At 39.7% G+C, this 21,392-nt stretch carries 16 protein-coding genes; 6 read left to right on the forward strand and 10 right to left on the reverse strand.

The genetic code is table 11. From position 1 onward, the window contains the following. Positions 1-26: 26 nt before the first annotated feature. From ACPZ3T_RS02630 to ACPZ3T_RS02645, 4 genes are all read right to left on the reverse strand, one after another. Complete coding sequence (locus ACPZ3T_RS02630) at positions 27-299, reverse strand: GlsB/YeaQ/YmgE family stress response membrane protein (RefSeq protein WP_490273443.1); 273 nt, start codon at positions 297-299, stop codon at positions 27-29. Between the two features lie 243 nt (positions 300-542). Beyond that, a complete protein-coding gene (gene hemN / locus ACPZ3T_RS02635; RefSeq protein WP_490273444.1) occupies positions 543-1,925 on the reverse strand; it encodes an oxygen-independent coproporphyrinogen III oxidase in 1,383 nt (460 codons plus the stop codon). A gap of 329 nt (positions 1,926-2,254) precedes the next feature. Then, entirely contained in the window at positions 2,255-2,446 is a 192-nt protein-coding gene (locus ACPZ3T_RS02640; protein ID WP_490273445.1) for a hypothetical protein, read from the reverse strand. Continuing rightward, the gene (locus tag ACPZ3T_RS02645) at positions 2,443-3,156 is read right to left on the reverse strand and encodes a biliverdin-producing heme oxygenase (RefSeq protein ID WP_490273446.1); all 714 of its coding nucleotides are present in this window, start codon (positions 3,154-3,156) and stop codon (positions 2,443-2,445) included. Before ACPZ3T_RS02645 ends, ACPZ3T_RS02640 begins: the two co-directional genes overlap by 4 nt. Positions 3,157-3,647: 491 nt before the next feature. Between ACPZ3T_RS02645 and acsF the strand changes: the two genes are divergently transcribed. Then, positions 3,648-4,724, forward strand: a complete 1,077-nt coding sequence (gene acsF / locus ACPZ3T_RS02650) for a magnesium-protoporphyrin IX monomethyl ester (oxidative) cyclase (RefSeq protein WP_490273447.1) — start codon at positions 3,648-3,650, stop codon at positions 4,722-4,724. A gap of 280 nt (positions 4,725-5,004) precedes the next feature. On the opposite strand, the gene pgmB is transcribed toward acsF, so the two are convergent. Both pgmB and ACPZ3T_RS02660 read right to left on the reverse strand, forming a co-directional pair. Then, the gene (gene pgmB / locus ACPZ3T_RS02655) at positions 5,005-8,067 is read right to left on the reverse strand and encodes a beta-phosphoglucomutase (RefSeq protein WP_490273448.1); all 3,063 of its coding nucleotides are present in this window, start codon (positions 8,065-8,067) and stop codon (positions 5,005-5,007) included. Between the two features lie 54 nt (positions 8,068-8,121). Beyond that, positions 8,122-10,536, reverse strand: coding sequence for a sucrose synthase (locus ACPZ3T_RS02660; RefSeq protein ID WP_490273449.1), 2,415 nt, complete (start codon positions 10,534-10,536; stop codon positions 8,122-8,124). Between the two features lie 637 nt (positions 10,537-11,173). Here ACPZ3T_RS02660 and ACPZ3T_RS02665 point away from each other — a divergent pair. Next, positions 11,174-11,416 carry a HetP family heterocyst commitment protein gene (locus ACPZ3T_RS02665; RefSeq protein ID WP_490273450.1) on the forward strand — a complete coding sequence of 81 codons (243 nt, stop codon included), beginning with the start codon at positions 11,174-11,176 and terminating at the stop codon, positions 11,414-11,416. Positions 11,417-11,730: 314 nt separating this feature from the next. Here the strand turns inward: ACPZ3T_RS02665 and ACPZ3T_RS02670 are convergent, their stop codons facing one another. After that, entirely contained in the window at positions 11,731-12,075 is a 345-nt protein-coding gene (locus tag ACPZ3T_RS02670; protein ID WP_490273451.1) for an antibiotic biosynthesis monooxygenase, read from the reverse strand. A gap of 1,105 nt (positions 12,076-13,180) precedes the next feature. On the opposite strand from ACPZ3T_RS02670, the gene ACPZ3T_RS02675 reads away from it, so the two are divergent. After that, positions 13,181-16,528, forward strand: a complete 3,348-nt coding sequence (locus ACPZ3T_RS02675; protein WP_490273452.1) for a PAS domain S-box protein — start codon at positions 13,181-13,183, stop codon at positions 16,526-16,528. Between the two features lie 302 nt (positions 16,529-16,830). Further along, positions 16,831-17,070, forward strand: coding sequence for a hypothetical protein (locus tag ACPZ3T_RS02680; RefSeq protein WP_490273453.1), 240 nt, complete (start codon positions 16,831-16,833; stop codon positions 17,068-17,070). Between the two features lie 40 nt (positions 17,071-17,110). Here the strand turns inward: ACPZ3T_RS02680 and ACPZ3T_RS02685 are convergent, their stop codons facing one another. The 3 genes from ACPZ3T_RS02685 to ACPZ3T_RS02695 form a co-directional block, all read right to left on the reverse strand. Continuing rightward, complete coding sequence (locus ACPZ3T_RS02685; RefSeq protein ID WP_490273454.1) at positions 17,111-17,830, reverse strand: GDYXXLXY domain-containing protein; 720 nt, start codon at positions 17,828-17,830, stop codon at positions 17,111-17,113. A gap of 146 nt (positions 17,831-17,976) precedes the next feature. Next, positions 17,977-19,434 (reverse strand): DUF2157 domain-containing protein, encoded by a 1,458-nt coding sequence (locus ACPZ3T_RS02690; RefSeq protein ID WP_490273455.1) that lies wholly within the window; start codon positions 19,432-19,434, stop codon positions 17,977-17,979. Then, a complete protein-coding gene (locus ACPZ3T_RS02695) occupies positions 19,427-19,663 on the reverse strand; it encodes a hypothetical protein (RefSeq protein WP_490273456.1) in 237 nt (78 codons plus the stop codon). Before ACPZ3T_RS02695 ends, ACPZ3T_RS02690 begins: the two co-directional genes overlap by 8 nt. 88 nt (positions 19,664-19,751) lie before the next feature. Between ACPZ3T_RS02695 and ACPZ3T_RS02700 the strand changes: the two genes are divergently transcribed. Together ACPZ3T_RS02700 and ACPZ3T_RS02705 are read left to right on the forward strand one after the other, a co-directional pair. Then, positions 19,752-20,705, forward strand: coding sequence for an RsmB/NOP family class I SAM-dependent RNA methyltransferase (locus ACPZ3T_RS02700; RefSeq protein WP_490273457.1), 954 nt, complete (start codon positions 19,752-19,754; stop codon positions 20,703-20,705). A gap of 173 nt (positions 20,706-20,878) precedes the next feature. Next, positions 20,879-21,322 (forward strand): DUF2267 domain-containing protein, encoded by a 444-nt coding sequence (locus ACPZ3T_RS02705; protein ID WP_490273458.1) that lies wholly within the window; start codon positions 20,879-20,881, stop codon positions 21,320-21,322. Positions 21,323-21,392 lie beyond the last annotated feature (70 nt).

Here is a 21,392-nt window from a genome sequence, read left to right on the forward strand (position 1 = left end):
TTTCGTTTGTTGATTTTTCAATTGTTTTACGCGCTGCGACTTCTGCTGAGAAGCCCCCATATATAAATGGCAACCATTGCCCCGATGATAGCAATCAAAAGACCTGGAATACTAAAACTAGTAGCGGTAAATTGTAACGTTCCCGTAGCTAATAAACTATATAAACTACCACCAATGAAAGCACCAACGATACCTAAAATCATGGTAGCTAGGATACCGCCGCCTTGATGTCCGGGATAAATTGCTTTAGCGATCGCACCAGCCAATAGTCCTAATATTACCCATGCAATAATATTCATATAATGTCCTCAAAAAGTTCATCTTTACCAAGAATAACAAGCTAAATTACTTAGCGTTTCTCCCAGATGAAGTAAGTTTTGAAGCCAAAAGATAGATATAGCAGAATTAATAACAAATTCTTTTAATTAAGTCTTATGAGACTATAGTGGGTAATTGGTCAGAGGTAATTAAGTACAGAGAATTACCAGCAACCAATTACCAAGATGTTCTATGAACACAAGCTGATAGTTGCAGGTTGGTTATTATATGGCGCGAGAAAAATGTTTTTCTGGCGTTTGATTGTAAGTATCAAAAACAACAGCAACATTCCTGACTAATAACCTACCAATATCAGTGATGTAGATATGGTTAGGTGATAAAGTCACTAGTCCATCAGCTACTAATGGTTCTAATAACTTTAGTTCCAAAGCGAAATACTGATCAAAGTCAATATTATATTTCTCTGCAATTTCTGATTTATGCAATTGAAAATTCGACATAATGCACATAATCACATCGCGTCTTAAGATATCATCATCAGTGAGTTTTACACCTTTACTAATTGGTAAAGTATCGCTACCAACTGCTTGATAATATTCTTTTAACTGCTTATGATTCTGCACATAAGCATCATGCAACATACTGATAGATGTAGCACCAAAGCCAAATAAGTCTGTACCTGCGTGGGTTGTGTAGCCTTGGAAGTTACGTTGGAGGGTGCGGTTACGTTGTGCTATTGCTAGTTCGTCGTTAGCTTTAGCAAAATGATCCATACCAATAAATAGATATTGGCTTTTGGTCAATTCTTCAATAGTCATTTGCAAAATTTCTAACTTTTCCTGGGGTTGGGGTAATGCCTCCACAGGAATATGCTTTTGCGCTGGTTTTAACCAAGGTACATAAGCAAAGTTAAAAACCACAATTCGATCAGGATCTAATGCAACTGTTTTCTGTACCGTCTCACGAAAGCTCTGTAAAGTTTGATAAGGTAAACCATAAATTAAGTCTACATTTACACTGTCAAATTGAGCTGCTTTAATCCAACTCATGGCATTAAATAACATCTCTTCCGGTTGGATACGGTTGACAGCTACCTGTACTTTACTATTAAAATCTTGGATACCAAAACTAACACGATTAAACCCAATTTCTCTGAGAAAGAAAATGTAGTCTTCGTCAACGTAGCGGGGATTAATCTCAATTGAAACTTCAGCTTGTGGATCGAGGTTAAAGTTGCGAGTGATTTGTTTCCACAAAAATTCTACTTGTTCACAGTCTAAATAATTAGGTGTACCACCACCCCAATGAATTTGCAGAACTTTGCGATCTTGGTCAATCAAAGATGCTGTATGCTCGATTTCTCGTGCTAAATTGTCTAGGTATGGTTTGGCAATATTGGTATTATTAGAAATAACCGTATTACAACCACAAAAGTAACAAGCACTTTGACAAAAAGGAATATGGAAGTATAAAGACAAAGGTGATTTACGTTGATTAGAAGCAGCGATCGCAGCTTGATAATCAGTCTGGGTAAACCCTTCAGCTAACTGTGCCGCAGTTGGGTAACTTGTATATCTAGGTGCAGGAGTATCATACTTTTGAATCAATTCCAGGTCAAATCTAACTCCAGATGACAGAAAAACCATCAAATCCTCCAAGGTAATGTGACCATTCAAAAAGTGAAAAGGTAAAAGCCAAAAAGCAAAAGAACATGAAGCTATATTTGATGATTTTGATCAATTCAAGTGTGATTTTGATTACCTTTTTCTTTACACTTGATATGTTGCGGTAATCGAAATAACATCTGAAATGAAGCGATATATAAATAAATACATCAAGGTTGAGCTTTTGAAATTTGACTGATTACCTTTGCTTTATTGTCCGGTGAGATGTATAGGTATGTGTAGTCTACAATTTGTTTTTTGATTGGTCACAAATTGCCAAGAAAATATCTATGCTCTAGCTATTTTCTAGTTTAAATATTCACCGCTAGAGCCTGATGTGTTGATTGAAACCAAATTTGGGCATAGGGCATTGGGAATGGGGCATTGGGCATTGGGCATTGGGCATTGGGCATTGGATAAGACTTACTGTCTACCTTGTTTCCCTTGTCTACCCCTGCCCCCTGCTCCCTGCTCCCTGCCCCCTGCCCCCTGCCTCCCCTCACATCGCGGTTGCTTCAGTACTACCGGGGTTAGTGGTGTGAGTTAAGCTGTTAAATACTACTTGGCCAATGGCTTTGATTAAGCTGCCTTCTAAGTCTCTAGCCATTTGCATATTGAATTGGAATGCAATATTGGCTTCAGCAACAATGCGATCGCCTGTGGCATCATCAATAGATAATGAGTCCATCGCCTGACGATACTTGTTTTTAAATGCTGCCTTGTCGGGAATTTGCTCAAAATTATAGAAAGATGTGCCTTCGTAGCCAGATAATTTCAGTGTAGACTGGGCAATTTTTTGCAACATCTGACCCCCAGAAAGGTCGCCCATGTAGCGAGTGTAAGTATGACCAATTAACAACACAGGTTCATGGGCAGACAATTCATGAATGCGTTTGATGTATGCCTGTGTGCTGCTGGAAGGTGTAATTAAATTTCGCCAGTTACTGCCATAATAAAACACCATGTCTTTTTCTAAAGAGGCTTGGCGATTTAATTCAGGGAAGTACAGGGTAGCAATTACAGGGTTATTAACATGGCTAGTAATAGCAGTTTCCAGTTCACTGTAGACAAAATACAAATTGCTTAAAAATTTAGCGAAACTTTCTCTATCTACAACCCCCTTCAAAAAACATTTCATGAATCCCACATTTTCTGCTGCTGTGTGAGCTTTTTGAGTACCAGAACGCAGTTTGATGGCTAAATTGCTACTCATTTTTGCTTCCTTTATGCTTAAGTTTTCCGACAGCCACATTCACATACTCAAGATGGCTGAAAATTCGCAGTCAATACTAGAGAGAAGATTGTTATTGTAGGTTTAGAGAGGATTCGCATCGCTCTATCTAGCAACTAACACTGCTGACGCAAATCCAGACTATTTTTATATCTCCCAAAATCATTTAACTATTAATAGCTGTATAACTATACGGAGATTAATATTTTTTTATATTTCGCTTAATTTCACTACATATATTGTTGGGGGTGTGGGGGAAGACAAGGGGCAGGGGGCAGGGAGCAGGGTGCAGGGGGAGACAAGGTAGACAAGGTAGACAAGGTAGATAGTAAGTCATATCCCATGCCCAATGCCCAATGCCCAATGCCCCATTCCCAATAATCAATACCTAATCACTTCAATAATTTAACTGATGTATATAAATATGAATTTATGTTTATATAACTATAAAACCGTTTATATAAAGGAGTCTCATGGTTAATACTCTTGCAACTCCAGAGCCGCATACTCTGAAGCCAGGAATAAAAGCACCTGTTCAAGAAACTTTATTAACACCCCGGTTTTATACTACGGATTTTGAAGCGGTGGCGAATCTGGATATTTCTGCTAATGAGGCGGAAATTCGCGCCATTGTGGAAGAACTACGGGCTGACTACAACCGCCATCACTTTGTTCGGGATGCAGAGTTTAAGCAGAATTGGGATCATATTACCGGGGAAAAACGCCGCACCTTTATTGATTTTTTGGAACGTTCTTGTACTTCCGAGTTTTCGGGGTTTTTGTTGTTTAAAGAGCTATCACGGCGCATCAAAGACCGTAATCCTTTGTTGGCTGAGGCCTTTAATTATATGGCACGGGATGAGGCACGCCATGCGGGATTTTTGAATAAATCAATGGCGGATTTGAATTTGTCTTTAGACTTAAACTATTTAACTAAAAACCGCACATATACCTTTTTCCCGCCAGAGTGGGTGATTTACACCGTCTATCTATCGGAGAAAATAGGCTACTGGCGTTATATTTTGGTGCATAAGCATATGCAGGAGCATCCAGAATATCAATTTTATCCCTTATTCCGTAAATTTGAGAGTTGGTGTCAAGATGAAAATCGCCACGGGGATTTCTTTAAAGCGGTGTTAAGATCCCAGCCCAAATTATGGAAAAGTTGGCAAGCTAAGTTATGGATACGTTTCTTTTTGTTAACTGTCTTTGCTACCCACACGATGACAGTATTTGAACGGGCTAGCTTTTACGAAGTAATTGGTATCCATCCCCGCAAATACAATCAACGAGTCATTCAAGAGACAAATAACACCTCAGCTAGAGCATTTCCTGTGATTTTAAATACTAATCACCCGGAATTTTTCTGGCGTTTGGAACAGTGTTCCGAAAATAATTTGAAGCTAGCAGCAATCAAAAATAATGATATGCCTGGCTTTGTGAAATTTTTGCAAAGAATCCCGCCAGCGATCGCTATCTTTTGGAATATGTTACGGTTGTACCTAATTAAACCAATTGATACTGAAGCTACACGCCGTACAGTTATGTAATTGCTCGAAGTTAAAACAAACATAGGCAAATCTCTGCGTAAATTGCCAACCCCCTGTCTAGGGTGTTGAGTTTATACATTTTCAGGGGTGAGAAAAGAGAACTAATCTTTTGAAACGCAGAGGGGCGCGGAGGAAAACGCAGAGGGGCGCGGAGATTACCAAATTTTTGAGTAGTGTAATCAGTACATGAGTAGAGTAATAAAGGCTATATTACTCATTACTCATTACTCATTACTCATTACTCATTACTCATTACTCATTACTCATTACTCATTACTCATTACTCATTACTTATTTGACGCTGTAAATCCTTCCAACTGACACCCGCGAGACTGGGGAGAACTATATGGGCTGTTCCTACCCTTTGGGAAGGGCCGATACCTATAGCCCACATACCACCGGCTAAGGCGGCTGCAACACCTGCGGCTGCATCTTCTACAACTACACATTGTTCTGGTTTTAAGCCTAGCTGATGGGCGGCGTAGAGAAATAAATCGGGGGCAGGTTTAGGTTTTTGGACACTGTAACCATCAGCTAATGAGTCTATCTGATTGGCAATACCCAGTTTTTCGATCACAGTTTGAGCATTTTTACTGCCTGAACCAATGGCTATTTTAATTCCAGCTTGGCGGAGTTCATGCAAAAGTGCGATCGCTCCTGGTAATAAGTTCTTGGGCGTGATATTTTGAATAAGCTCCACATAGTAGCGGTTTTTCCGTGCCATCATTTCTTGAATTTGGTCTTCTGAATAAGGTCTATCCCCAATAATGAGCATCAGCGAAGCACGGCGAGATACACCCCGCAAAGCTTCATTCATCTGCCGATTAAAAGGAATACCTTCTTCATCTGCCAATTTTTGCCATGCTAAATAATGATATTCAGCCGTATCCGTCAGTACACCATCTAAATCAAAGATAAATCCGCGAATATCGGGGTATTGGGCATTGGGCATTGGGAATGGGGCATTGGGCATTGGGCATTGGGCATTGGGCATAGGAGTAAATATTTCTCCCTTGTCTCCCTCGTCTCCCTTGTCTACCTTGTCTCCCTCGTCTACCTTGTCTCCCTTGTCTCCCCCTGCCCCCTGCCCCCTGCCCCCTGCCTCCTGCCCCCTGCCCCCTACCTCCTGCCCTGCCTCCTGCCCCCTATTCCTCAAATCAAACTCATACCACTCCCCGCGCCAGTGTACTTGAAACTGCAAGCGTGACCAACCGGGGGGTAGATGGGGGTGAGCTATGGGGCCATTTTCTGTGAATTGAATCCCTCCAAAGCCAAAAACTACCGCCTGCCATACACCTCCTGCACTAGCACCGTGAATCCCATCTTGGGTGTTACCACGATGATCTTCTAAATCCACCATTGCAGCTTGCAGAAAGCGTTGGTAGGCTATGGTTGATTTCCCTAAGTCTGAGGCTAAAATACTATGAATTGGTGGGGCTAAGGATGAACCATAGGTAATATCAGTGCGGGGTGCGTAATAATCCCAATTGGTGGCTAATACTTGCTGATTGTAAGGAAACTCTGCTGATGTCCGCATCAAGTACAACAGCATTAAAACATCTGGTTGTTTGAGAACTTGGGTGTGGTTAGTTGTTTCCATGCCTAAAATAGCTTGGATGGCTTGCTGGCGTGGTTCGTAGTCGGTTAAGTCAATATCTTTCAATTGAAAAAATCCCTCAAATTGTTCAATTAATCCGGTTGAGGGTTCGTAAAGAATCCAGATTTTATTGATAATTTCTTGCCAAGAGGTTGTGATTTCTGGGGTGAGTTGCAACTTTTGGGCTAGTTCGGCCGCACGTTTGGGGAAATTTTGCTGTAACCATTGATAAATTTGTAGTGCTTGTACTAAATGCCATTGCGCCATGCGGTTAGTAAAGGCGTTGTTGTGGACAAATTCGTGATATTCATCTGCACCAATCACGCCGCGAATTTCATATCTGTCATACTGGGGGTTAAATTCAACTCGACTACCCCAAAAGATAGCTGTATCGAGAATCATCTCTGCGCCATAATCCCGCATCCACTCATCATCACCAGTGGCTTGCCAGTAGTGACAGACGGCATAGGCGATATCTGCGCTATTATGGATTTCACGATCGCGGCACCAAATTCGCACATCTTCACCATAATAATCATCTGGTAGTGACCAACGAGGGGTAACTTCATCCCCTGTATCAGCACTTTCCCAGGGGTACATTGCTCCTTTAAAGCCGTAGTGAGCCGCTTTTCGTCTTGCCCCTGCTATGGTGTGATGGCGGTAAGTGAGTAAGTTACGGGCGACATCTGGCAGGGTATAAGTAAAAAACGGCAGAATAAAAATTTCTGTATCCCAAAAAATATGACCGCGATAACCAAACCCTGACAAGGTTTTAGCTGCTATACTGACTTGAGGATCATGGCGTGGGGCGGCAATTAATAGCTGAAATAGATTGTAGCGAACTGCAAAAGCGGCTGTCTTATCCCCTTCTATGACTATGTCACAGGTTTGCCAGACTTGCTCCCAAGCTTTTTGATTTTCTGTGAATAATGTTGTGTAATCAGCTATATCTGCAATTTTTTCTTGGGCGGCGATAACTGGTGTTTTTGTTTCCCGTGAAGTGAAGACTGTGACTATATTTTCTACCGTCACAGTTTGTTGGGCTGTGGCTAAAAAGCTGGTGCTGATGCTGGGATAACCGGGGATAGTGCTGATTTGTAGAGTAGCATCACATCCCGATATAGTCATTTTCGCCGCCATACCAATTTCAATGCGGGTACTACGGGTACGACTTTCTAACCAAATCCCTTGATCTGTTTTACCTTGATCTATGCTTTCCCAGTGATTAAAACCTTGGTTTTCTGCATAGCCATTAATGCTAGCCTGAAATTCTATGACAGCATCGCCATCATAGGATGTTAATTGGCAACGTTGCCCTAAAATGTGTGTATCTGCAAGGGAGGCGAAACGTTGAAAGTGAATTTCAATAACTTGATTTTTCGGACTACGCCAACGTACCCAACGACTTAATAAACCATGACGTAAATCTAGCCGTCGTTTATATTGTAATACTTCTCCTTGATCAAGACGAAAGCGATCGCCATTAATCGTCACTACTAACGGCAGCCAGTCAGGACAATTAGCCAATTCTGTATAAACTACCGGCACATCATCATAAACACCATGAATAAATGTTGCTGGTAAGCTACGAGTATAACCTTCTTCAAAACTACCCCTTGTACCTAAATATCCATTACCAATAGTAAAGATAGTTTCCCTGACATTAATTTGCTCAGGGTTAAACTGAGTTTCAATTAATGCCCAGTCTTCATAGATAAAATCACTAGAGGTGGATTGTTGATTCATAACCCAGGTTTTAAAGTAGTAGGAATCAGGAGAATTAAAGAGTTTTAATTTATATCACTTGCCCATATGTTTATCTAGAACTTTCTCGGCTCTTGGTTTATAAATTAAGTGATATAAACTTTCCATGTAACGCAATCTAGTTTCTGTATTTTCTGGGGCAACAAAATTCCAAAAACTAAAGATTTTAGCCACTGATAATAATTTATTGCTGTGTAACTCCCAATTGTATTTATGATAGATACGCTGGCTCACCAACTCGGATATTTCTGGCCACAATTCGGGGTTGCGATCGCATTCTTTCAGAAACGTCACAATTTTATTAGCTGTCCCTGGTAAATCTGTGGGGTTAATATGAAAACTCTTATCATGATCTTCAATAATTTCTAACGCCCCACCAAACTTAGTAGCAAAAGTTGGTAAGCCGGAAATCATCGCTTCTAAAATACTGCGTCCAAAGGCTTCAAATCGGGCAAAATGTACATAAATTCCCCGACAATCAGCCGCTACTCGATAGCCTTCTCCAACTTCAAAATTAGGTAGCCGCATTCCCACCCAACGAATTTTATTTTGTAGTTGATAGTGATGAATTAAATCATGTAGTTTTTGAATTTCTGCTGCTTCTGCTGGGTTAGCCGCTTCTGAAATATGGAGTTTGCTAGTTAAAATAATTAAGTTACAATGCCCTTGTAATTCGGCACTTTCGCCAAAACATTCTACTAAACCAGTTAGATTCTTTATTGACGTAATCGGTGCTACTGCCAAAATAGGACGCTTTTGAATATTATCTAATTTACCCAGAATTTGGGGATGTTCTTGATGTAAGAGTAAGTTAGATATTTTCTGCGTTAAATTGGCATCCCGTCGCATTTTTTGGCTGTAATGAAAAAAGACTTTTTCATTCACCCCTGGCGGAATCATATTAAATTTAGGACTAAACAAATCTATGCCATCAACTACATGATACAGGTGGGGCATAGTAAAATATTTGTATGATTCATATTGTCCTATACTGTCTGGTGTGCCTACAATTTCTTGGTATGATGATGTAATGATAAAATCTGCTGCATTCATGGTAATTAAATCGGCGGTAAATTGTGCCGAAAAATGAAATTCTTCCTCAAAATTTTGCCAGTAAAGATTGCTGAATAAATATTTGGGTTTTTCTAAAGAATGAGCAATATTACAATGAGTTACTTTTAAATTACGTGCCAGTAAAAAAGCTACTAAATTACCATCTGTATAGTTACCAATAATTAAATTAGGCTTACCTTGAAAGTGAGTGATGAGTTGTTTTTCTGCATCCCAAGCAAAGGTTTCTAAATACGGCCAGATATCAGTTTTAGATATCCAGTGGTTAGTAATATTTGGATTAAATTCTTTAAAGGGAACACGTAATATCCAAGCATTTTCTGTGTCTTGTACTTTTTCGAGTGCCAAGTTACAGAATGTACCTTCACAGTGAGGAATGAGGCGAGTAAGAATAATTACATGGGGTTGAATACCAAAGCTGTCAAGACCAGCGAGTTGAATTTCTGACTGGAGTTTTTTTTCTAAACTGCGCGCTTGTTCTAAGACATAGATGACTTGTCCCAATGTTTCATCTCGTCCCATAACATCTGCTTGTGCTACCCAACCGTGAACAGACACCAAAACCACACGAAAGATAGCCGGAACACGAGCAACAAAGGCTTCGAGGATGGGTGCTTGTGGTGCTTCAATTAGTCTTTGTAGGAGTGTGAAAGTTTCTAGAGTCCGGGAAGCTGTATTTCCCCAACCAGGCTCAAAACCTAGTTGTTGTAAGTCCTGGTGAAAGTTGGTGTAGGGTTCTTCACCTTGTCGCTGACTGAGAAACTCAATTGCTAAGGGAATTTGTTGAGCTAATTGAGTGCCAGAGGAAATGCGATCGTTGAGGAGTAAGCGAGTGTTATTGTATTTTAAGGCTTCTAGGGCTAAATATAGAAGTTCAAACCAATACTCGCCATGAGTTTCTAATTGACTACATAGATAATGATTGAGGAAGGTTAGACCTTCACCAATGTTTCTTGAGTCTCTGATTCTGGGAGAATTTTCATAAAACGCCTTCAAGTCAATTTCTAAAATGTGGGGGTCGTAGGCATTGACTAGGCGATCGCTCACATCTAATAATACTTCAGGTGACATCACCTCAAACTTACTAAAATCTAATGTCAGTCGCCAAACTTCTTGGTGAGCAATTCTCGGACGCACCACAAACCAAATAGCTTCCTCCTCTAGAATGATTTCGTGGGTAAAGTGAATTAATTTCCCCACTGAAGAAGAATAGTAAAAGTATGTAGGTTTTTGGAATTGATGACAGTATTTAGCAAAAGTTTGCAGAATCTCATTTCTGAGGAAGTAACGTTTACCTAAAGCCTCTAGTGCAAATATTAGCTGATGCAGGGTAGTTTTTTCTTCACTATCAGCCAAAATAGATTGGTGTAGTTCATACATGGCGATTTCCCACACTCTATAAAGTTAGTCGTAATTTAGAACTAACTTGTTGAGAAGTAAGTAGAACGGTGTAAATAATTAAAGGTTTGTAGTGAGGACTTTAGTCCTCTCTTAAGGACTAAAGTCCTTACTACGAACTAAATTCATTTTTTTTACATTACTTTACATAGTTTGGTTTTTTCAAGTCGTTCTACTTATCTTTCCCTTTTATGTCTCTATGGTAGATAAGCTTGAATACGAGTTACTTCTAGCTTTAGGAGGAAACAAAAATCATCCAGAGTGCTGCGTCAGTCTGCGAAAACCTAACTCCATCCTCAAAAAAATGCCAATTTGGCTGAAATTGGTAGACAAAAACTAGTATTCTGTATTTTAGTTAACTGTTTTATTCCCAATTTCTTGGTTGAAAACTTGCCAGATAAATTAAGGAAAGATTATGAATAAGTAAAATATATATTTGATTGGTGAGGGAAATTAACTACCAAAATCAGCGTTAAACTGAGAAATAATTTTCATTTCCTACTTCCTAAGCTCAAATTAAGCAAATCAGTTCCATAATCAAAGTAAATTACGATATGTTTAATTGAACATCAAATTTCTCAATGGTCTACATTCTGAACAAGTTACCTGAGAGATGATTATGAACTACCAAATTCCTTCTTCATCGAAAAGTTTTCATAGTGCAATTACTAATGAACAGTTAAATCAAATTATTGCAGCTATCACTGATGGTAGATATTCCTGGGCTTGTGTGTTAATTTTACGCTTTGTTGGTTACAATCCACTTCACTTTATTCCGCAGCGAACTTATAGCCGTTTAATGAAGGAAAATAAACAAATTCCTAGCGTAACATTAATGAACAGTTCTGAGTTCAATGAATGAAAACTTAAAGGTTTGTAGTAAGGACTTTAGTCCTCTCATAAATAAGGACTAAAGTCCTTACTACGAACTAAATTGTGCTTAACCGAACCTAGGGTGTTGACTTTGATGAGATTTACCTATTCTTTATTCATACAGTTTTGGTGTTATCATCGGTGAGCCAAATTCAATAAGTAATAAGTAATAAATCATGGGTATTTACTCATTACTCATTACTCATTACTTATTACTCATTACTTAAAGAAGGAAAGAATTGTGCATGAATTTTTCACCCCTGAAAAGGTACAGAGTCAACAGCCTACCCCAAACACGACATCCTACTCCCTGTTCATATCATCTTGTGTTTCCACTGGCTTAATTTCACACACGAGTTCATATACAGCCGTTTGTGGTGGTTCAGCAAATAATGGCATCATTTGTTTTAAAATATTTTGATAAGCTTCATTTTGATTAGCAGTCATATCTTCTACACTTTCCCAAAATATTACAGATATACCCTTATCTGTACCTGGTTCTTGCAATAAATAAGCTCCTTTGAAACCATGAGTGTAGGTTAAGACTGCCTCTTCATAGAGTTTTTTTGCCGCTTCAAATTTACCTGGCTTAAATTCTCCAATGGCAACTTGTGCAAAGTTATGTCTGAGAAAATCTTGGAAATCCATAGAATTTTTACTCCTATTTTGTATGATTTTATACTATAAACTATAGTCTCATCCTAATTCATGATGAAGCGGTAGGGAGTGCAAAATATTATTAATAATTCATCTTCCCATAGTTATATAATTCACGAATTTGATATTTAAAAAACTTATAAACATTTTCAATATCTATATCATTTGATATTCATGACATTGAGTTCAAGATTAAATAGTGATTGTAGAATAATCATCAGTTGTTAGCAAGTCATCAGCTATGGTGCATATGAGTTGCACCTATTTTCTTGTTGATTATTGACTGTTAACAAACTTCATGAAGGAATGTGTAATTTTAAGTGTACTATAGGAGTCATATTTGGTTTGTAAATATATACATAGAGGAGGCAAATTGCAGTGTGAATTTTCCTCCTGCGGTCTTACGGTTGTCTTAGCCGCGAAAGTACGGCATCCCCAAAGCTGGTGGTGCGTTATGGCTTACGCCTAAAACACCCTACATATACTGGAATTTTTTCTCCAAATTAAACAGGGTGCCTATAACTTAAGTAGAACGGTGTAAATAATTAAAGGTTTGTAGTAAGGACTTTAGTCCTCTCATAAGGACTAAATGCAGTTTTTTTTACATTACTTTACATAGTTTGGTTTTTTCAAGTCGTTGTACTTATATAGCAATGGGATTTGAGTCAGAGCAAATATTAGCCGTGGGGAGAGAATAACTTGAATGCTTAAGATTGTACTAGTATGTAACCTAGAAAATCGAAAAATACATAAATAATATTGAAGATATTGCCCTAGTTTGTAAAATTAATCTTATGCAAAAAAACTTAACTAGACTAATTAATCCATAACATAGGATAATCTCTTTAAGCTAGGAAGTGATCATATTCCTAATTGAAAAATAGAATAATTTTGTGGCATATCTAAACACTGTCAAACGTCTCAGTGTTTTTATTTATTTGGCACATCAACTTACTTGATGCGCCAAAGTTATAGAAAGATATATAGGGTGCATTGGCTATATCAAACCTAAGAAATATCAATAAGTTCCGATTCCTGACACATCCTAGCTAAAAGCCAATTTGGACTAATTGATTTTTTGGTATCCCCTAAAATCATGACAATTGACGAATTAACTATGCAGTTCGACAAGCATCTCATTGATTTACCTAATGTGTATCATGCCATCAATCGTTACCCTGTCACGATTGAACCTGATAGTGATGTAGTCGATGCTATTAGCTTGATGTATCAAAACAGAAGTGAAATATTGCCGTTCACGAGCTTAAACGCAGTGGAGAACCCTGGCAACAGCTATTTACAAAAAACTAGCTGTGTTTTAGTAGTAAAGGCACAAAAAGTATTAGGAATATTTACAGAAAGAGATATATTGAGTCTGGCTGCATCAGAGATAGATGTTTCCCAAGTCAAAATTGCCCAGGTGATGACAAAGCCGGTCATAACAATGAAACTGTCACATCTGCAAGATAGTCTGACAGCCTTGTCGGTAATGCACAATCATCAAATTGATCATTTGCCCATTGTGGATGATGAGGAATGCTTAGTAGGAATTGTAACTCTCACTACTTTGCTACAAGGGTTTAATCAGTTACCGATGGTGAGTGTTGTTAAGGCGGTGAAAAAACCATCAAAGCAAGTTTGGCAACCCGAAATGATTGAGCAGCAAATGGGTGAAGAAGCATTACCAGAGAGTGAAACAGAGCGCAACCGAATAGAGTTAGCATTGCGAGCTAGTGAGGAGAAATTTCGTTGTCTGGCGGAAAACACCCATGCTTTAATTTGGATAGCTGAATTAGCTTCAGGAGCGAATATATACGTTAATTCTGCTTATGAAAAAATTTGGGGACGCTCTGTAGAGAGTTTGCGTCAAGATCCATTATCTTGGATAGCATCATTACATCCAGAAGATTGCGATCGCGTCCTTGCTAAAATAGAGCGACAAAAACAGGGTGAAGCCACCAATGAAGAATATCGCATTCTCCGCCCTGATGGTTCAGTACGTTGGATTTGGGATCGGGGTTTTGCTCTAGGTGATGAACAAGGCCAAGTATATGCCTATGGAGGCATTGCAGAAGACATCACCGAACGCAAACACACAGAAGAATTACTGCGGCAAAGTGAAGAAAGGTTAAGTTTAGCTCTAGCATCCGCCGAGATGGGGATGTTTGACTGGAATCTCTTAACCAACGCCACCCATTGGTCTGCGGATATGGGGAAACTCTATGGACTCCCCCAAGGTACTATTTGTCCAAGCCCGGAAGCCTTTTTGCAGTTAGTTCATCCTGAAGACCGAACTTCTTTCAGAAAGGCAGTGAACCGCAGTATTGAACAAAATCAACAATTCGCCATTACCTATCGAGTTATATGGCCTGATGATAGCATTCACTGGATCAGTACAAAAGGTCAAACTTACTATAACGACATGGGACAACCCATGAGAATGGTTGGTACAACCAGAGATATCACCGAGCGCAAACAAGGGGAAATCGCCCTCAAAGAAAGCGAAGAACGCTATCGTTCCGTAGTTACAGCTATGCAAGAGGGTGTAGTCTTACATCAGCGCGATGGCAAAGTAGTTGCTTGTAATGCCAGTGCAGAAAGGATTTTAGGACAATCAAGTGATGGCATCATGGGGCGTTTCTGCGATGATGTCTCTTGGCGAACTATCCATGAAGACGGTTCTCCGTTCCCTGGTGAAGAACATCCCGCAATGGTGAGCTTACGCACCGGGCAACCTTGTACAAATGTGATTATGGGAGTTCACAAACCCAATGGACAATTAACTTGGATTTCGATTAATTCTCAACCCTTATTTCGTAACAATGAAACTACACCCTACGAGGTAGTAGTTTCCTTTACTGATATTAGTGAACTGCAAGCCGCACAGCAAGAACAGCAACAAGCACAGCAAAAAATCCGCCAACAAGCCGCCTTATTAGATATTGCCACCGATGCTATTTTTGTTCGAGACTTAAACAATCACATTCTGTTCTGGAATCAAGGTGCAGAACGGCTGTATGGTTGGTCAGCTTCAGAAATTATCGGCACTCAACCCCAGGAATTACTATATCCAGAAATTGCCTGTGATTTCCATCAAATAGCATGGGAAATTGTCCAGGCGACTGGTGTGTGGCAAGGAGAGTTAGAAAAAATTACCAAATCAGGCCAAGAAATCATTGTCGAAAGTCGGTGGACACTGATGCGGGATGAAACAGGGCAACCTAAATCAATTTTGATTGTAGATACCGACATCACCCAGAAAAAACAATTAGAAGAACAGTTTTTTCGCACTCAACGTTTAGAAAGCTTAGGTACACTTGCCGGTGGTATTGCTCACGACTTAAATAATATTTTGACACCTATTTTGGCGGCGGCTCAACTCTTAAAAAATACAAATAATCACAAACTAGAACCATCCCCAAGGGGGGGCGGCAGAACATCCCAACAACACCTACTAGACATTATAGAAAACAATGCCAAACGAGGAGCAGGCTTAGTTAAACAAGTATTATCCTTTGCGCGGGGATGTAAAGGAGAACGTACCATAGTCCAACTCAAACACCTAATTACCGATATTATTCTGATTGGTAAACAGACATTTCCTAAATCAATTCAATTTGCTGCCAAATTACCAGAAGACTTATTTGCTGTCTGTGGAGATGCTACCCAATTACATCAAGTATTGATGAATTTAGTAGTTAATGCCCGTGATGCTATGCCAGAGGGGGGAAAAATCACTATCTCTGCGGAAAATATTTTTATTGATGAAGCTTACGCCAGTATGAATATTCATGCTCAAGTTGGGCATTACATTCTAGTTAAAATCAGCGATACCGGCATGGGGATGCCACCGAAAATTTTAGATAGAATTTTTGAGCCATTTTTTACTACCAAAGCAGTAGGTACAGGTACAGGATTAGGACTTGCCACCGTACTCGGTATCACCAAAAGCCACGGTGGTTTTGTGACTGTGACTAGCAAAGTCAGCGAAGGTAGCCAATTTAACCTATTTTTACCCGCAGTGCCAGCCGTAGGAGATTCAGTTACTGAAAATACACTCACCCCTCAAGGTGATGGAGAGTTAATTTTAGTTGTCGATGACGAAGTGCAGATTTGTGAAATCACCAAAATGATTTTAGAAAGTCACAACTATAGAACCTTAACTGCTAATAATGGTATCGAAGCGATCGCCCTTTATGCCCAACACAAGCATCAAATTAGTGCAATTTTCATGGATATGATGATGCCCGAAATGGATGGCATCACCGCTATTCGTACCATGCGGAAAATGAACCCCAAAGTCCAGTTTATCGCTTGTAGTGGCCAAAACTCACCAGAAGCCCTAGAAGAAGTTGCGGGGATTAATATTCATCAAGTATTATCTAAACCTTTCACCGCCGCAGAATTATTAAATAGTTTGCAGAATTTACTTCGCAACAATTAATTATAGCGATTTCCAGTTAAGTGAGGTATGGGTAATATTTTAAACGCAAAGGGGCGCAAAGTAAAGCGCAAAGGTACGCAGAGGTTTGTACCTCAGCAGGCTAGGAAAGGCTATATATTACTCATTACTCATTACTCATTACTCATTACTCATTACTCATTACTCATTACTCATTACTCATTACTCATTACTCATTACTCATTACTCATTACTCATTACTTAGTTTCAGCTGACAGAATTGCCACATATCGCTAAAGTAGTTGAGGACTGTTAACCATTTCTCAACTTTGACGCATCCATCTATGGATAGAAAAACTCAACGCTTATTACTGCTTGTGGCTTCCTGTAGTGTAGCTGGTGTAATTTTAGGGGGTAGTGCTAGTTGGGCTGAAAGCAATTTGTGCTTGCAAGCCAAACAAGTTACAAGCGATTGCTTAACTCAAAACCCGATAGAAAAAACTATAGCAGGCATGAGTACAGGATTGTTAGCCGGAGCAGGAGCGGCTTTTGGTGTAGCCTGGAATGTGCGGCGAGAAGATTAAATCAGTTATCAGTGACTTGATAACTGATAACTGTTAACTGTTAAAAACTGTAATTGCGATCGCGTACCCATAGACTAACAGGTACAGCATTACCTTGGGGGTCTACTTTCACTTTGACAGTGATTGGCCGTAGCTGTCTAGTGCGATTTTGTCTAGCAGAACGGCGAATATCTTCAGAAATCATTTGCCGTTGTTCATCAGCAATATTAAATGTTTCTACGCCGTAGTTGACAAAACCATTTTCATAAACACCTCTGAGGGCTACTTGATTGTTGGGCAGGGACGTAGGTAAGGTACTAGTTACACGCACAGGCCGCCAAGCTCTAGGCACACCACGACTAAAAGATGATTGTTCTCGCAAAATCACATATAAATTAGTACCTGAAAGTAACCGTCCGTTCCTCGTGCCATTTTGCCTCACAACTTCATTCCACCCTGGTAATCTTCTCAAATTAGAGATTCGAGCTATGTTGTAATCAAGATTGAGAGTATAACCTTGCAAGACATTTTCAGGAGATGCACTCACAGTCTGCAAAATCACATCTTTGCCTGTGAGACTAGTATAGGCAGCTTGGGTAGGCACAGACAAAATTATTCCTGTTTGTAGCATTAAAGGCACTAATAACCGCCAAAAAGGCAAAGGCTGGTTATATTTTTGTTCTGTCGCCGTTAAGTAATCTTTAAAAGTTAGCTTCTTGGAGAACTCCGCTTCAGGAGACAAAGTTTGACTTTTACTAGATTCAGAAGATTTATCTGACATGGGCGTAGTCCTAAAAATAATAGTTTGTGGAGGAAATGAAAATAGGACTTACGCAGAGGGGGCAGGGGGCAGGGGGCAGGGAGCAGGGAGCAGGGGGAGAGTTATTATCCAGTCAACAGTTAACAGTCAACGGTTAATAGTGGCTATTAATCTTTATTCTTATTGCCTGATGAACTGGATGAACTAGAACCACCGGTGACACGGCGTTCAAACCACAATCCTGCACTGATTAATGTTGAACCGCACATGACGAAAACCATTGATCTAAAGAGTAAATCAGTGTTGTACTCTAGTACTCGACTAATAACTAGTAAAGTTAACAATAGCATACCGCCCCAAAAGGAGCGTCTATTGTTGAGTTTTAATCCTTCTTGAATGAATCCCCAAGAGAGTACTACTAACAGCACACTGAAAATAAAACTGCCTAAGTCGCCAATACGATTAATAGCTTGATGCCAAAACGGGACTACAACGATAAAACCTAGAAAGGTAGCAATCAAACCAGTTTTAAAAACCACTTCCCGACGGGGTGGGTTATTGGTTTGACGTAAGAGAAATAGCCATTGTAAGACGGCTAAACCACTGAGAATCCCCAAATCAATGATTGGCAAAGACATAAAAGCGTTGATGCTGTTTCTCGGTGCAAAGGAATTAAAAGCTATTCCTTGCCACGGGGAACGGAAGGAGAGGGCATAAAAGACTAAACCAAAGGCAATTAAAGCTAAATTACGGGCTAGGGGTTGAAATAATCTGTAATTGATCGTGGGAAACAGCAGATCGTCGTAACTCCAGAATAATGCAGGTGGCAGTGCTAATGCAAAAGATGCCACCCAAGGAGCCATATTCGAGAAATTCTGTAATGGTAGGGGGTTAAGGTTGAATTGCAGGGAACTGGCAAAAAAGAAAGCGGCGAAGAAGAAAATCCACCGGGAACGGCAGGAGTAAGCTAAAGGTACAAACAATAGCCATGAGATTAAAGGCATATGTCGGACTGCTAACCTAGCCCAATTCCAGTCAGCCGATGATGGAGAAGCCCATAAATCTCCTACTCCAGTCCAATAACCAATCTGCACGAGGATAATAGCCAAAATTCCCAAAGAATTGAGGGAGAGACTATAGGCCATGAATGACACACCAAATCCCCAGGCTAGAAAGAGTTGTGTAGCCGAACCACTGATATTAAAAATCTGCGCCATCAAAAAGATGTTAACGCCGAGGATGAAAGCAGCTAAGATTAATAGTGCTTCTCCTAAAATGCGGTTATTGCGTTGTTTCTTTTTGCCTTCACTTTTATTGAGTGTGGGTTCTGTCCAGGTGTAAAAACCTGTGATGCTAACGAAGATAAACAAACTCATCATCATGATGAATTTGACTTCTCTTGACCAGGCAAACCAGTTAGCCGCTACAAAAGTGGTCACACCTAAGATTAACAGGATACCACCGACAGCGATCGCAATCATCATAAAGCGATCGCGCGCAGCTGCTTCTAAATTTTTAAATTGATGGCGATCGGCAATTTGTTGATATTGGGAAGCACTAATTATTCCTTCATCACGCCATATCTGTGCTTCCCGTCGCAGTCTCTTCTGAAAATTATCAAACATCGTCACCCTCTCTAGTGCGTTTGGGCAGCTTGGTAATCAATTGTCCAGGATTTACGCAAAGAGATATTAAATGGGGAATTGGGAATGGGGAATGGGGAATAGGGAATGGGGAATAGGGAATGGGGCATTGGGGTAAATATTTCTCCCTTGTCTCCCTTGTCTCCCTTGTCTCCCTTGTCTTCCTTGTCTCCCCCCGCCCCCTGCTCCCCGCCCCCTGCCTCTTCCCCATTCCCCTATTTAATAAATGGTGGTCATTATATTCTAAAGTATGAGGCAAAACTACTCATAAGTATTGTTCTTCTGTAACAGTTTTACTAATGGAAAAACCATCAAATTTACTGCTGAAACTTGCACGACGTTTGTCTGAAAACCCTGATAAACAAGAAAAGTTTATTCAAGCATTAATTTCTCCTCAGTCCTTTCATCCCTGTATTCTTTGGTGTCAAAATCAGCCAGATATCTTACCTTTTTCAGTAGAATCGCCATTGAATTGGCAGCCACAGTTTATAGATAGATTACAATTAGGAGAAAAACCCGGTAAACACCCCTTACATGATCAAGGATATTTTTACTGTTTAGATTTTTCGTCTGTATTTGCAGCTTCTATTTTATTAGCAATTCCCCAATCAGTGCAGTTAATTTTTGATATGTGTGCTGCACCAGGAGGTAAAAGTATATTTGCTTGGCAAGCTTTGCAACCAAATTTAATTATCTGTAATGAAGTAATCGGTAAACGTCTAGGAATGCTGATATCTAATTTAAAGCGTTGCCAGATTAGTCCTAGCATTATAGTCAATCGAGATTCTAGTATTTTTGCCGAAAATATCCCCCTCACCTTTGATTTAGTATTAGTTGATGCCCCTTGTACTGGACAATCTCTATTAGCAAAAGGAGAAAAAGCCCCAGGATGTTTTCACCCAACTGCTATTAATAAAAGTGCTAATCGTCAAAAAAGAATCATTGCCAACTCCGCCCAACTAGTTGCACCCCAAGGTTATTTAGCTTATATGACTTGTACCTATTCGCCTGAAGAAAATGAACAGGTATGCGAGTGGTTTTTATCACGCTTTCCGCAGTTTCAGCCAGTAAAAGTAACTCATTTAGAAAATTATCAATCACATCTCACAACTATTCCCTGTTATCGTCTATTTCCTGAAGATAGATTAGGTGCAGGTGCTTTTACTGTGTTATTTCAAAACACTAATATTGATGAAAAACCACACCTAGACATGGAAGTTTTAAATGATTTAGGTATTATCCAGAAAATTTAAAACAGTTATCAGTTTCAAAAATTAATCATCCCTGAGACAGACAAGTAAATAAACCATCACACCTCATTAGTCGGAAGAGAGTTAACTGGTTGCTTTCTTAGGATGACTGTAGGAATTAGAAAGTCTACAAACAAAATAAATCCCGTTTCTAGAAAGCAAAAAGTGAGGTTTATATGACAATTACAGGATTAGATATTTTTGATACTACGTTGCAGAATACTATGCCTTGGGTAAATGAGTTATGTAATAAGCTCGGATGGGAGAATAAACACAAAGTATTCCAAGGTTTACGGGCAACCTTGCACGCTTTGCGCGATCGCCTCACAATAGAAGAAGCTGCTCATTTAGGCGCACAATTACCCATTTTACTAGGGGGATTCTATTATGAAAACTGGCGACCTGGAGCGACTCCCATTAAAGATAGAACCAAGGAAGCATTTTTACAACATATCCGTGATTATTTCCGCACCTCCGATCCCGATATTGATGCTGAGATGGTAGTGCGTGCTGTCTTTAAACTTTTGGCTGAGAAGGTAACTAAAGGCGAAATTGCAGATGTAATTAATATGATGCCTTCACAATTACGAGAACTTTGGCCTGAAGAAGCGCGTGCTTAAAATAATTCGTAATTCGTAATTCGTAATTCGTATTACGAATTATTATCTTACTTTTCGCCCTTTATAAAAT

The sequence above is a fragment of the Aliinostoc maniaoense genome (assembly GCF_058172895.1).

Excerpts from the sequence above, each read along its gene's own strand:
- ACPZ3T_RS02630 (WP_490273443.1), bottom strand. The coding sequence starts at position 299 with ATGAATATTATTGCATGGGTAATATTAGGACTATTGGCTGGTGCGATC.
- hemN (WP_490273444.1), bottom strand. The coding sequence starts at position 1,925 with ATGGTTTTTCTGTCATCTGGAGTTAGATTTGACCTGGAATTGATTCAA.
- ACPZ3T_RS02645 (WP_490273446.1), bottom strand. The coding sequence starts at position 3,156 with ATGAGTAGCAATTTAGCCATCAAACTGCGTTCTGGTACTCAAAAAGCT.
- acsF (WP_490273447.1), top strand. The coding sequence starts at position 3,648 with ATGGTTAATACTCTTGCAACTCCAGAGCCGCATACTCTGAAGCCAGGA.
- pgmB (WP_490273448.1), bottom strand. The coding sequence starts at position 8,067 with ATGAATCAACAATCCACCTCTAGTGATTTTATCTATGAAGACTGGGCA.
- ACPZ3T_RS02660 (WP_490273449.1), bottom strand. The coding sequence starts at position 10,536 with ATGTATGAACTACACCAATCTATTTTGGCTGATAGTGAAGAAAAAACT.
- ACPZ3T_RS02665 (WP_490273450.1), top strand. The coding sequence starts at position 11,174 with ATGAACTACCAAATTCCTTCTTCATCGAAAAGTTTTCATAGTGCAATT.
- ACPZ3T_RS02670 (WP_490273451.1), bottom strand. The coding sequence starts at position 12,075 with ATGGATTTCCAAGATTTTCTCAGACATAACTTTGCACAAGTTGCCATT.
- ACPZ3T_RS02675 (WP_490273452.1), top strand. The coding sequence starts at position 13,181 with ATGACAATTGACGAATTAACTATGCAGTTCGACAAGCATCTCATTGAT.
- ACPZ3T_RS02680 (WP_490273453.1), top strand. The coding sequence starts at position 16,831 with ATGGATAGAAAAACTCAACGCTTATTACTGCTTGTGGCTTCCTGTAGT.
- ACPZ3T_RS02685 (WP_490273454.1), bottom strand. The coding sequence starts at position 17,830 with ATGTCAGATAAATCTTCTGAATCTAGTAAAAGTCAAACTTTGTCTCCT.
- ACPZ3T_RS02690 (WP_490273455.1), bottom strand. The coding sequence starts at position 19,434 with ATGTTTGATAATTTTCAGAAGAGACTGCGACGGGAAGCACAGATATGG.
- ACPZ3T_RS02695 (WP_490273456.1), bottom strand. The coding sequence starts at position 19,663 with ATGGGGAAGAGGCAGGGGGCGGGGAGCAGGGGGCGGGGGGAGACAAGG.
- ACPZ3T_RS02700 (WP_490273457.1), top strand. The coding sequence starts at position 19,752 with ATGGAAAAACCATCAAATTTACTGCTGAAACTTGCACGACGTTTGTCT.
- ACPZ3T_RS02705 (WP_490273458.1), top strand. The coding sequence starts at position 20,879 with ATGACAATTACAGGATTAGATATTTTTGATACTACGTTGCAGAATACT.